Below are 12,170 nucleotides of genomic sequence, written 5' to 3'. Positions count from 1 at the left end.
ATGACGAGAGAAAAAATCATTATTGATACCGAGCAATTTCAGCGCACAATATCTCGTATTTCACATCAAATTATTGAAAAACACGGTGATTTGCAAGATGTAGTGATTGTCGGCATCAAACGTCGAGGAGCTGAAATTGCCGAGTTAATCCAAAAACGCATTGAAGATTTAGCTCAAACACGCTTGCCTTATATGGCGTTAGATATTACGTTCTACCGTGATGACCTAGACTTAATTTATCAAGATCCCGTATTTATGGGAGCCGATAATCAGCTAAATCTGAACGGTAAAAAAGTGATTTTGGTTGATGATGTTCTGTTTACCGGCAGAACCATTCGGGCGGCACTTGATGCACTCTTAGATTTTGGCAGAGCTGCCAGAATTGAACTGGTGATTTTTGTCGATAGAGGTCATCGGGAATTGCCTATCCGAGCCGATTATGTCGGAAAAAATATTCCAACGGCTAAAAACGAGCAAATTCAGGTGCAAACGCTCTCGTATGATGGGATTAACCAAGTGGTCTTAGTTCCTGCTGCCAATAAAGAAAGTGCTTAAATTAAGTGAACCTTTTCGCTAAACTTATCTCTAAGGAAAAGTTACTGCTTAATTACCTCCATTAGGATTGTTATAAAAATGAAATTAGTCAAATCATTATTTGCTGTTGCCGTTGCAACAATGAGTCTTACCCAAACCGCCCACGCATTTGAAGAAAGAGTGGTGGCGTTAGTGAATGATACCCCTATTATGCAAAGCCAGGTTCAACGTGTGCTTGGCAAGAAAAAGGCGACAGAAACTGCTCAACGTGCGGCTATTGATCAAGTGATTGATGATATGTTGGTGCAACAGGCAATGAAAGAAGCCGGCGTTAAAGTCAGCCCAGCTGCGGTAAACCAAGCGGTTGAAAATGTGGCAATTCAAAACGGTATTACTTACGGTCAGTTATTAGATGCGTTAGATTATCAAGGTATTACACTTGAACAATTCAAACGTAATATTGCTCAACAAATGGCAATGGAACAAGTTCGCCATATCAGCATTAGCAAATCGATTCAGGTTGCACCACAGCAAGTGCAAGCTCTGGCGAAAGAGTTAATGGCGAAAGATAAAGCAGCAGGCAAATTGAAAACCGTTTCCGGCAAAGAGCATCGAATTAGTCATATTTTGCTAAAAACCAACCCGATTTTAAATGATGCTCAAGCCAAAGCAAAACTTAGCAGCTTAACTGCTGATATTAACTCAGGCAAAATCAGCTTTGAAGAAGCGGCAAAAGCCCATTCTGTTGATTACGCCTCAGGGACAGACGGTGGAGATTTAGGTTTTAACTTCTTAGAAATTTACGATCCGGCATTTGCGAATGTTGCATCAAAAATCAAACCAAACCAAATTTCTGCTCCGTTTAAATCGCAATTTGGTTGGCATATTTTAAAAGTCACCGACACTCGTAACGGAGACAGAACCGAAGATGCTTACCACCAACGTGCTTATCAGCAACTGGTGAACAAGCAAGCCGAAGAAGCCTCTAAAGATTGGGTAAAAGCGCTTAGAAAAACCGCCAATATTCAATATGTCGGTCAATAATTAAAATTTTTAAGAACCTCGCATAATGCGGGGTTCTTTTCTTATTTCAAAAAGGATAACAATGAGTTCTACAAATTCCAAAAAACATTTAGGTCATACCGCTCGTAAGCGTTTCGGGCAAAACTTTTTGCACGATATGAACATTATTCACAGCATAGTTTCAGCCATTAACCCGAAAAACGGACAATTTTTATTAGAAATCGGTCCGGGTTTAGGAGCATTAACCGAGCCGGTTGCCGAATTGGTAGATAAACTCACGGTGGTTGAAATTGACCGTGATTTAGCAGAGCGTTTACGCCACCACCCGTTTTTAAACCAAAAACTCACCATTATTGAGCAAGATGCCCTACGCTTTAATGTCCGTGACTATTTTAACCAACTCAACTTAGACGAAGACTCGGTGCGTGTGTTTGGTAACTTACCTTACAACATTTCTACGCCCTTGATATTCCACCTGCTGACCTTTCACGACTTAATTCAAGATATGCACTTTATGTTGCAAAAAGAGGTGGTGAAACGTTTATGTGCCGCGCCAAACAGTAAAGCATACGGGCGTTTAACCATTATGGCTCAATACTATTGCCAAGTAATTCCGGTGCTGGAAGTGCCGCCAACCGCCTTTAAACCGGCACCAAAAGTCGATTCTGCGGTAGTGCGTTTAGTGCCTTATAACCAACTGCCTTATCCGGCAAAAGATGTGTATTGGCTCAATCGGGTCACGACTCAAGCCTTTAACCAACGCCGTAAAACCTTACGCAATGCTCTTTCAACCCTGTTTAGTGCGGAGCAACTGGAAGCCTTAGGCGTTGATTTAACCGCCCGAGCGGAAAACCTTACCATTGCCGATTATGTGCGTTTGGCTAACTGGCTACACGACAACCCGCCGGCAATTGATACAACCGAAGAATTGGTTGATGAAGATTGCTAATCAATAAATTACAAGCGGTCATTTTTCTACCAAGATTTGCAAATCTTTAGTGAAAAATGGCCGCTTGTTTAAATCAGCTTTACTTGTTTTGCTGTTACTTAGTTTTGATGTTACTTGGTGCCGAAAATTTTATCCCCTGCATCGCCTAAGCCTGGAATGATATAGCCGTTTTCGTTTAAGTGACTATCGATTGAGGCGGTGTAGAGTTCAACATCTGGGTGGGCGGCTTCTAATACTTTAATCCCCTCTGGAGCGGCAACTAACACTAGCACTTTAATCTGCTTACAGCCTGCTTTTTTCAGGAGGTCAATGGTTGCTACCATTGAGCCACCGGTTGCAAGCATTGGGTCGGTGATAATGGCTAAACGCTCATCAACATCGTTGGCTAGTTTGGAGAAATACGGCACGGGCTTTAAGGTTTCTTCGTCACGATAAATCCCAACCACACTAATTCTGGCACTTGGAATATGCTCTAACACACCGTCCATCATACCTAAGCCAGCACGCAGAATCGGCACAACAGTCACTTTTTTGCCTTTAATTCGCTCAACCGCAATTTTCTCTCCGCTCCAGCCATTGATCTCCACACTTTCCATTTCCAGATCTTTGGTTGCTTCGTAAGTAAGCAGACTACCAATTTCATTCGCTAGCTCACGGAAATCTTTGGTGCTGATTTCCGCTTCACGCATTAAGCCCAATTTATGCTTTACAAGCGGGTGTTTTACTTCAACAATTTTCATTTTAAGCTCCTTAATTAGGGTAATTTAAGCCTTATTCACCTTTGCTAATTCTTCGTCTCTTAACACTCGGCGAAGAATTTTACCAACATTACTTTTTGGTAATTCGTCACGGAATTCGATGTCTCTTGGAATTTTGTAGCCGGTTAAGAATTGACGACAATAGGTTCTCAATTCATCTCGGGTTAAACTTTCATCTTTTTTGGTTACAAAAATTTTAATGCTTTCGCCGGAAGCCTCACTCGGCACACCAATCGCCACTACTTCATTCACTTTTGGGTTTTGGGAAATCACTTCTTCAATTTCGGTTGGGTACACATTAAAACCGGAGACAATAATCATATCTTTTTTACGATCAACAATGCGTAAGTTCAGATCATCCCCCATTACCACAATGTCACCGGTTGCCATCCAACCATCTTGTAGCACTTGTGCCGTTTCATCAGGACGGTTCCAATAGCCTTGCATTACTTGCGGCCCTTTCACCACCAGCTCGCCCCGTTCGCCGAGTGGTACTTCTTTGCCTTCATCATCCACAATACGAATGTCAGTATTTGGCACTGGCACGCCAATAGAGCCGGAATATTCCACCGAATCGCCACGGGTTGCACTAATCAGCGGAGAACATTCTGTCATTCCATAACCTTCGATAATATGTACGCCGGTTAAATCGTGCCAGCGTTTTGCCACGCTAGATTGGATCGCTGCACCGCCACCTACACTTAATTTTAGGTGTGAAAAATCAACCTCTTTAAAACTTTCGTGATTAAGTAATGCATTAAACAATGTATTTACCCCAGTAATCACTGAAACTTTGTACTTTTTTAATTCTTTAATAAAGCCTGGAATATCGCGCGGATTAGTAATTAATAATCCGGTAAGTCCTAATTCGATAAAGAGCAAGCAATTCATCGAAAGTGCTAAGACGTGATACAGCGGTAAAGGTACCAATCCAATCATATTGGCAGAATTACCCAACAATGGCTCAACAATCCATTTTGCCTGCATCATATTAGCAATTAAGTTTTGATGAGTCAGCATTGCCCCTTTCGCTACACCTGTAGTACCGCCAGTGTATTGTAAAAAGGCGAGATCTTGGCTGACAATATTCGGTTTTACATATTGACGCTGTTTGCCAATGCTTAAGGCTTCACGGAAGCTGACCGCATGTGGCAATTTATATTTCGGCACTAATTTTTTGATGTATTTCACCACAAAATTGACTAAGGTGCGTTTGCCGAATGAAAGTTGGTCGCCCATTCGGGTCAAAATAACGTGCTTAATCTCAGTATTAAAGACAATTTTTTCTAAGGTAGTCGCGAAGTTCGAGACTATCACAATCGCTTTCGCACCACTGTCATTTAATTGATGTTCTAATTCACGCGGCGTATAAAGCGGGTTGACATTCACCACCACAAGCCCGGCACGTAATGCGCCAAATAAAGCGATCGGATATTGCAATAAATTCGGCATCATCAATGCGATTCGATCACCTTTTTTCAGGCGTAATTCATTTTGCAAATAAGCGGCAAACGAGCGGCTTCGTTCTTCCAATTTACGGAACGTTAAAACCTGCCCCATATTAATATAAGCTGGAATATCAGGGTGGCGTTGTATCGCTGCTTCAAACATTTCCACTAAAGATTCATATTGATCTGTTTCAATCGTTTTTGGTGAATAAGGCGGATAATTATTTAGCCATATTTTTTCCATTATAGTCTCCTAAAACCTTACCTAAAAAGATAGGTGAAAAATTTGCTTGTTTGCTGTGTTTATGAATCAATTTTCTTACAGCCCAGAATGTTATACCTGTTGAAAGCAACATTATAAATAAAACAATAAGCTCATTTGCAAAAAATTGCGAAAATCCGACCGCTGTCATCACAAGAACCAGCAGAGGAATGCCATAAATTAAAAACACGCTTTTGAGCAAGATATTTTCAGCTAACCCTAGTTCAACCTTATCGCCTACTTTTAGGGGTTCATCTACCTCAATACGAAAACGAGGGTCAATTTTTTCACCTGCTAATGCTGATAATGCTTTGCTGCCACAAGCAGACTGAGCTGCACAGCCACCACAGCTACTTTTAGCATAACATTGTACAATAGCCACACCATTCTGATATTCCACTACCGTAGCCTGTTCGATCATCATGGCTGAGCTCCTTCCTTAAAACCAATATTGTTCATAATTTGCTTAGCCGATTGCAACGGCACATCACCAATAATCACAATATCTCTATCATTAATCGTTTGATTTAAAATCGTTAATTTACCTTGTTGCCAAGCGTACTCATTAAAACTCACGCCTTGGCTAGGCATAATATAAATAGTTAATGTAGATAAACCATCACTATATACTCTGCTATCTACATACTCACTTTCCACTTGATATGTCGCACCTGTGACTGTTTGTTGCTGAATTAACCTAAACCCTGTCGGCAACCACTTCACCTGCCAACCATCAGACTTAGGAAATTCTTCTTTTTTCACTGTCGTTAATGTTGGTAACATTAGTGATTCTATTACATTTGCAATCCTATCCAATTCTGGAGATTGATAAAGTTGCAAAACTCTGAATTCTTCTAATACCAAATTATCCATATTCAAGACTTGGCTTTTAAGTAATAAATGTGTTTCTTCATCAATCCATAGTATATAGGCATATCTTAAAGTATCATTTGGCTTCATACGAATTACCTTTGTAATTCGGTCAGAAATACGATCTTTACCAGCATCTAAAAAGGCATAACCTTTTAAATTTGCATAATCTGTGTAAAGTACATTAGGGAGGTTATCTAAAATCTGTGAACTATTTAAACTAAAAGGACGAAAATTATACCCCAAATAGCTGACCTTGTTATTTTTTAAAATAATTTCTTCTCGGCTGTGATCTAAATTCAGTAATTGGGCATATTCTTTATTATGGGTAAAAGCATGACGTAAACGGAAAGATTCTGTATCACTTCCCTGTTGAAGAATATAAACTAATTCATAAGTGGATTTTTTATGTGCTTCTGACATAGCCGTTAAATATGCTAATGGTGTTTTAATAGTTGATTCTGCCCAAGCAAATGTATAGCAGGCAGAAATAACCCAAAACAACAATAAGTATTTTTTTATCTTAAAAAGCATATTTATTCTCAAGCCAAATTAACTTAGGTTATTTTAGCAAAAAATTTTCACTATTTCGCTACTTGTTGGTTATTTCTTATTTTTTCGCTACATTTACATACAAAAAGCCACATAATTATGGATAAATTATGTGGCTTTCAGTAACTTATTTTACCTATTATTTTTGTATATTTGGCTCTGATTCTGTATTGGAAGAAGTTTGTGCTTTTTGCTTTTCTTCCTCAGATAAGGTTAAATTTTTAACGTTATTAGTACGGCGTTGTAACTCATGGTTTTCTAATAACGCATTAATCTTACGCTGTTGAAGCTCTAACTGTTCTTCTGTTGGTTGATCTTGAACTGGCGCATTATAACTTACCGCTTCAACTGAATTGCTAAATGGCAATGTTTGTAATACTGGTTGTTGCGTTTGAGCCATTTCATCACTCGCATTCATTGAATTAACCCCTAATACCGCAACTAAGCACACTGAAGCTGCAATACCGGCTTGCATAATTGGAGTTCCCCAACGCTTGAGCTTGAGCAATAAGCCTTTAGATTTCTCTACATTTGCTTGAGATTCAATTTCTTCATTTTCCAGTAATGCTTCCATTTTAGCAGAGAAATCTGTCCCTAAAATGATCTCATCACCTTGCATCACACTACGAATAGTGTGATAACTTGCCCATTTTTGCTGTAATTCAGGGCTGTTAGTTAATGTTTCTACAAATGCTGTATCAACATTTTGCCCATCCATATAAGCTGAAAGGCGTTCATTTTGTTGAGTGATGCGTTCTTGCATAATTGACTCCAATGATTTAAATCTCTTCTAAAATAATCTTTCTATCTATTGCATAAGTGGCTTGATTTTAGCATCAATCGCTTCCCTTGCTCGGAAAATACGGGAACGTACAGTACCAACCGGACATTCCATCACTTCTGCGATTTCTTCGTAACTTAGCCCTTCCAATTCTCTTAAACGAATGGCGGTTTTAAGCTCATCAGGTAAATTTTCAATCGTATCAAACACGACTTTCTTTAATTCCTCGGATAATATCAAATTCTCTGGCGTATCACTTTCACGAAGTTGCGCGCCTACATCATAACTTTCAGCGTCTTCGGCAAGAATATCTTCTTTTGGCGGTCTTCTGCCTAAAGAGGTTAAATGATTTTTCGCAGTATTCACTGCAATGCGATAAAGCCACGTATAAAAAGCACTTTCGCCACGGAAAGACTCTAAAGAACGATAGGCTTTAATAAAAGATTCTTGCACAATGTCCGGAATATCATCTCTTGCAACATAACGAGTCAGCAAACCGGCTACTCTATTTTGATAACGTACAACAAGTAAATTAAATGCTTTTTTATCACCTTTTTGTGCTTTTTCGACTAATTCTTGGTCGGTGATCTGTTCGCTCAACTGCGGACTCTCCTAAATATCAATATGTCATTTTCCATTGCACACTTTGTTAGTGTGTGCTTTATGACAAAAGTTCAAAAAATTTGAAAAATTGTGTAATTTTTTACATTCCTAGATAAAACCTACTTAATAAACTAAGCAAGCGGTCGGATTTTAGCGAAATTTTGCAAAAATTTCAAAAAATCCGACCGCTTGTCTATGTTATGCTTTCGCTCTATAAGTTATTTCTTCGCTTTTAAATCTGCCACTTTTTGTGAACGGTAAATCGCATTAATGGCGTGAATTAAAGCTCGGGCTGAAGATTCCACAATATCGGTTGCCAAACCCACACCGTGGAATTTTCGACCTTCATATTCCACTACAATATCCACTTGCCCTAATGCTTCTGCTCCTTCGCCTTTCGCAGTCAGATTATAGTGCGACATTTTTAGCTCCATTCCCACAATGTTCATAATGGCATTGTAAGTTGCCTCAACTGGACCATTTCCCCCTTGAGATGTAGCACTTTGACGAACGCCGTCTAATTCCACCTGTACAAAAGCCGAAGCCGGTAAACCGCTGATTAGTTGGGTGGTAATTACATCTAATTTTAAGCGGTCTTCATCGCCTTGCTGCATATCAATGAAGGCAAGAGCTTCTAAGTCATAATCAAACACTTGCCCTTTTTTATCAGCAAGTTGCAAGAAGGCCTCATAAAGTTTATCTAAATCGTAATCCGTTTCCGTATAACCCATATCAGCCATATGCCCTTTCACCGCTGCTCTACCTGAACGGGCAGTTAAATTCAGCTTCTCTTTTTTCAAGCCGATGGTTTCCGGCGACATAATTTCATAAGTATTTTTATTTTTCAGCATACCGTCTTGGTGAATACCTGAAGAGTGAGCAAAGGCATTGCTACCGACAATCGCTTTGTTCGGCTGAATCGGCATATTGCAAAGCTGGCTGACCATTTGGCTGACACGGTGAATTTCTTGGGTATTAATGCGGGTATCAACCCCCATAAATTCTTGGCGGGTTTTAATTGCCATTACCACTTCTTCAAGAGCGGTGTTACCGGCACGTTCGCCAATACCGTTGATAGTACACTCAATCTGTCTCGCTCCGTTTTGCACCGCTGTCAATGAGTTGGCGGTAGCCATACCTAAATCGTTATGGCAGTGAACAGAGACAATCGCTTTATCGATATTCGGAACACGGTTCATCACTTGGTGGATAATATTGCCGTATTCATTCGGTAAACAGAAACCGACTGTATCCGGAATATTCACTGTGGTTGCACCGGCATTAATGGCAGCTTCTACAATGCGGCAGATGTTATCAATTCCAGTACGCCCAGCATCTTCACAGGAAAACTCAACATCATCAGTATAATTTCTGGCGCGTTTTACCGCTGCAACCGCCATTTCGACTACATCATCAAATGAACGTTTTAATTTAGCCTCAACGTGTAATGCCGAGCTGGCAATAAAGGTATGGATACGGAATGCTTCTGCTACTTTTAAGGCTTCATAAGCTGCATCAATGTCTTTTGCAACCGCTCGGGAAAGCGCCGCCACCCGGCTGTTTTTGATATGACGAGCGATGGTTTGTACTGATTCAAAATCGCCCGCTGAAGAAACTGGAAAACCGACTTCCATCACATCAACCCCTAAACGTTCTAAAGCAAGGGCAATTTGCAATTTTTCTTTTACGGTTAAACTTGCTTTTAATGATTGCTCACCATCACGTAAAGTCGTATCAAAAATAATAATGTTATTGTTGCTCATAGAAGCCTCTTTTTAGGTGTTTTTATTTGATAAAAAAAGCCCGCATTTTAAGGTGCGGGCAAGAATGTGGATAGTCCATTTACTTTTTCCAATCAATCTTTATCCTCGCACAAAATACGATAACAGAGATAATCGGAGTAAGGTAAATTTTTCCATGTTGTGTTGTGTGTTTATGTTTGCATTGTTATTCAGTAGTTGAGGTGTATATTATCCTTATCCAAATCAATGTCAATAGCATTTTTCTCTTCACACAACCGTTTACCAGCCCATTAATTCAAGTCATACCAGATTATTATATTGAATAAATCCAACTTATTAGTAAAAAAAACTATTTCATTTAAGCAAAATGATACAAAGAATTAATTTTAATAATAAAACAAATATTTAGAATTTAATGATATTTTTGTAAAAAAATTTGTTTTCTTTGAAGTTTCAGATCAAATTTGGTAGCCTTTGATATTATTTTATTGTTAGGAATAGATTATGACTCTCCCATTTCGTGCAATTATTTCCGATCTTGATGGCACACTATTAAATGCCAATCATAAAATTGGTGATTTCACTATTGATACATTAGAACAACTATCAAAAAAAGGTGTTGATATTTTTTTCGCCACCGGTCGCAATCATCCAGATGTGTCTCAGATTATTGGGAAAGTAAACGTTAAAAATGCAATGTTAGTCACTTCAAACGGGGCAAGAGCCAACAATTTAGAGGGTAAAAAAATTCTCAACCATTATTTACCGGAAGATCTTGCCTTTGAATTAATGAACATTGAATTTGACGACCAAAATGTGTGCTTAAACAGCTATCAAGGCGATGAATGGTTTATCAATAAAGAGATTGCAGAGTTAAAAAAATTCCATCAAGATTCAGGATTTAGCTATCAAGTAGTAAATTTTGCTCATCATCACGGTCGAAATACCGAGAAAGTGTTTTTTATCGGCAAAACTGCTGAAGCTTTAGTACCGATTGAACATTATATTCGGGATACCTATGGCGACCGTGTGCAAATGACCTACTCTGCCCTACTTTGCCTTGAAGTGATGGCAAAAGGAGTGTGTAAAGCCAATGCTCTCGCCGAATTGGTCAAATTACGGGGCTACACCTTAGCCGATTGTATCGCTTTTGGTGACGGTATGAATGATGTGGAAATGCTAAGTTTAGCCGGCAAAGGTTGTTTAATGGGTAATGCCGATCCACGTTTAAAAGCCGTATTACCGAATAATGAAGTGATTGGCTTTAACAAAGATGAAGCGGTGGCAAGCTATCTTCGAGCCACATTTGGCATTGTTTAGTTGAGAGCAACTTTTTTGCAAATTTTTGTCTAAATTTGACCGCTTGTATATCATCAAGGAACAGTATGAAACGTAAAACATTAGCCACTCTTGTGCTAATTGCCGCTCTCGGAATAGGCGGCTATTTTTATTATCAGCAACAAACCAATAAACCGCAAATCCATTACATTACCCAAGCTGTCACACGGGCAGAAATTAACAAAAATGTGCTGGCAACCGGTTCGGTTCGAGCGAATAAACGCACCGAAGTGGGGGCTCAAGTTTCGGGCAAAATCCAAAAACTCTATGTCGAGCTCGGGCAATCGGTGAAGCAAGGAGATTTAATTGCAGATATTGATTCCAGCAACCAGAGCAACACCTTAAGCACCGCTCAAGCCCGGCTTTCTTCTTATAAAGCACAGCTCACCTCTGCACAGGTTGCACTTGAAGTAGCTCAATCGAACTACAACCGCTTAAATAAACTCTATCGGGCAAATAGTGCCTCTTTAAACGATCTTGAAACGGCTAAAAATACCTTAGCTTCAGCCAAAGCCACGGTGGATAACATTAAAGCACAATTAAAATCGGCTGAAATTTCGGTAAACGATGCTAAAACCAACTTAACTTATACGCAAATTATCTCGCCAATGGACGGCGTGATTGTGTCTGTACCGGTTTCTGTCGGGCAAACGGTCAATTCCAATCAAACTTCGCCAACTATTGTACAGGTAGCAGATTTATCTAAGATGCTGATTAAACTTGAAATTTCGGAGGGCGATATTGCACAGGTTAAAGTCGGGCAAAAAGTTAAGTTTTCCACCCTTGCTGAGCCAAATCGAGAATATAGTGCTACCATTGATTCAGTTGATCCGGCACTCACCACGCTGACCGATAATAACTACACCGAACAATCGGGTAATACCGAAGCGGTTTATTACTACGCTAATGTTTCCGTTGATAATGCCGATAACAGTTTACGCATCGGAATGACTACTCAAGCCCAAATTACTATTGATAAACGGGAACAGGTTTTAGTTGTACCCACCAGCGTAATCAAAAAACGTGGTAAAGAGAATTATGTGTTGGTGCTGGAAAATGAGCAGTCGGTTGAAAGAAAAATCCAAATTGGCATTTCGGATACGCAAAATACCGAAGTATTAGCAGGCTTAAATGAGGGTGATCAAGTGATTGTTACCCAAAGAGCGGATGATGAAAAAATCAGCACTGCACGTGGACCAAGAATGTTCTAAATTCTAAACAACAAGCGGTTAAATTTTCTGAACATTTTGCAAAAAATTAGAAAAATTTAACCGTTTGTCTATTCTTTATTAAAACATTAAAACGTCTGT

General features: G+C 39.4%; 12 protein-coding genes. 5 read left to right on the top strand and 7 right to left on the bottom strand.

Going from position 1 to position 12,170, the window contains the following annotated elements; translation table 11 throughout:
- The 3 genes from pyrR to rsmA all read left to right on the top strand — a co-directional run bounded on the left by pyrR (position 1) and on the right by rsmA (position 2,506).
- Complete coding sequence (pyrR, locus tag EDC41_RS07925) at positions 1–555, top strand: bifunctional pyr operon transcriptional regulator/uracil phosphoribosyltransferase PyrR (RefSeq protein WP_006251077.1); 555 nt, start codon at positions 1–3, stop codon at positions 553–555.
- 78 nt (positions 556–633) lie between these two features.
- Positions 634–1,578, top strand: a complete 945-nt coding sequence (locus EDC41_RS07920; protein WP_006251078.1) for a peptidylprolyl isomerase — start codon at positions 634–636, stop codon at positions 1,576–1,578.
- A 61-nt stretch (positions 1,579–1,639) separates the two neighbouring features.
- Positions 1,640–2,506: a 16S rRNA (adenine(1518)-N(6)/adenine(1519)-N(6))-dimethyltransferase RsmA gene (gene rsmA, locus EDC41_RS07915; protein WP_006251079.1), complete on the top strand. Its 867-nt coding sequence runs from the start codon at positions 1,640–1,642 to the stop codon at positions 2,504–2,506.
- Positions 2,507–2,616: 110 nt separating this feature from the next.
- Here rsmA and upp read toward each other — a convergent pair whose 3' ends face one another.
- The 7 genes from upp to leuA form a co-directional block, all read right to left on the bottom strand.
- Positions 2,617–3,246 carry a uracil phosphoribosyltransferase gene (upp, locus tag EDC41_RS07910; protein WP_006250206.1) on the bottom strand — a complete coding sequence of 210 codons (630 nt, stop codon included), beginning with the start codon at positions 3,244–3,246 and terminating at the stop codon, positions 2,617–2,619.
- 24 nt (positions 3,247–3,270) lie between these two features.
- The gene (fadD, locus tag EDC41_RS07905) at positions 3,271–4,956 is read right to left on the bottom strand and encodes a long-chain-fatty-acid--CoA ligase FadD (RefSeq protein ID WP_006251080.1); all 1,686 of its coding nucleotides are present in this window, start codon (positions 4,954–4,956) and stop codon (positions 3,271–3,273) included.
- Positions 4,934–5,398, bottom strand: a complete 465-nt coding sequence (locus EDC41_RS07900) for a SoxR reducing system RseC family protein (RefSeq protein WP_006251081.1) — start codon at positions 5,396–5,398, stop codon at positions 4,934–4,936. The genes fadD and EDC41_RS07900 overlap by 23 nt, the downstream gene beginning before the upstream one ends.
- Positions 5,395–6,378 (bottom strand): MucB/RseB C-terminal domain-containing protein, encoded by a 984-nt coding sequence (locus EDC41_RS07895; protein ID WP_006250209.1) that lies wholly within the window; start codon positions 6,376–6,378, stop codon positions 5,395–5,397. The genes EDC41_RS07900 and EDC41_RS07895 overlap by 4 nt, the downstream gene beginning before the upstream one ends.
- A gap of 157 nt (positions 6,379–6,535) precedes the next feature.
- Positions 6,536–7,159: a sigma-E factor negative regulatory protein gene (locus EDC41_RS07890; protein ID WP_006251083.1), complete on the bottom strand. Its 624-nt coding sequence runs from the start codon at positions 7,157–7,159 to the stop codon at positions 6,536–6,538.
- 45 nt (positions 7,160–7,204) lie between these two features.
- Positions 7,205–7,777 carry an RNA polymerase sigma factor RpoE gene (gene rpoE / locus EDC41_RS07885; protein ID WP_006251084.1) on the bottom strand — a complete coding sequence of 191 codons (573 nt, stop codon included), beginning with the start codon at positions 7,775–7,777 and terminating at the stop codon, positions 7,205–7,207.
- A 221-nt stretch (positions 7,778–7,998) separates the two neighbouring features.
- Complete coding sequence (leuA, locus tag EDC41_RS07880; protein WP_006249367.1) at positions 7,999–9,543, bottom strand: 2-isopropylmalate synthase; 1,545 nt, start codon at positions 9,541–9,543, stop codon at positions 7,999–8,001.
- A 483-nt stretch (positions 9,544–10,026) separates the two neighbouring features.
- Between leuA and EDC41_RS07875 the strand changes: the two genes are divergently transcribed.
- Together EDC41_RS07875 and EDC41_RS07870 are read left to right on the top strand one after the other, a co-directional pair.
- A complete protein-coding gene (locus EDC41_RS07875; protein WP_006249366.1) occupies positions 10,027–10,842 on the top strand; it encodes a Cof-type HAD-IIB family hydrolase in 816 nt (271 codons plus the stop codon).
- Between the two features lie 65 nt (positions 10,843–10,907).
- Positions 10,908–12,071 carry an efflux RND transporter periplasmic adaptor subunit gene (locus tag EDC41_RS07870; protein WP_006249365.1) on the top strand — a complete coding sequence of 388 codons (1,164 nt, stop codon included), beginning with the start codon at positions 10,908–10,910 and terminating at the stop codon, positions 12,069–12,071.
- Positions 12,072–12,170 lie beyond the last annotated feature (99 nt).

Source organism: Mannheimia haemolytica (assembly GCF_004342115.1).
Lineage (GTDB): Bacteria > Pseudomonadota > Gammaproteobacteria > Enterobacterales > Pasteurellaceae > Mannheimia > Mannheimia haemolytica.
This window is presented reverse-complemented; position numbering and strand designations above follow the sequence as displayed.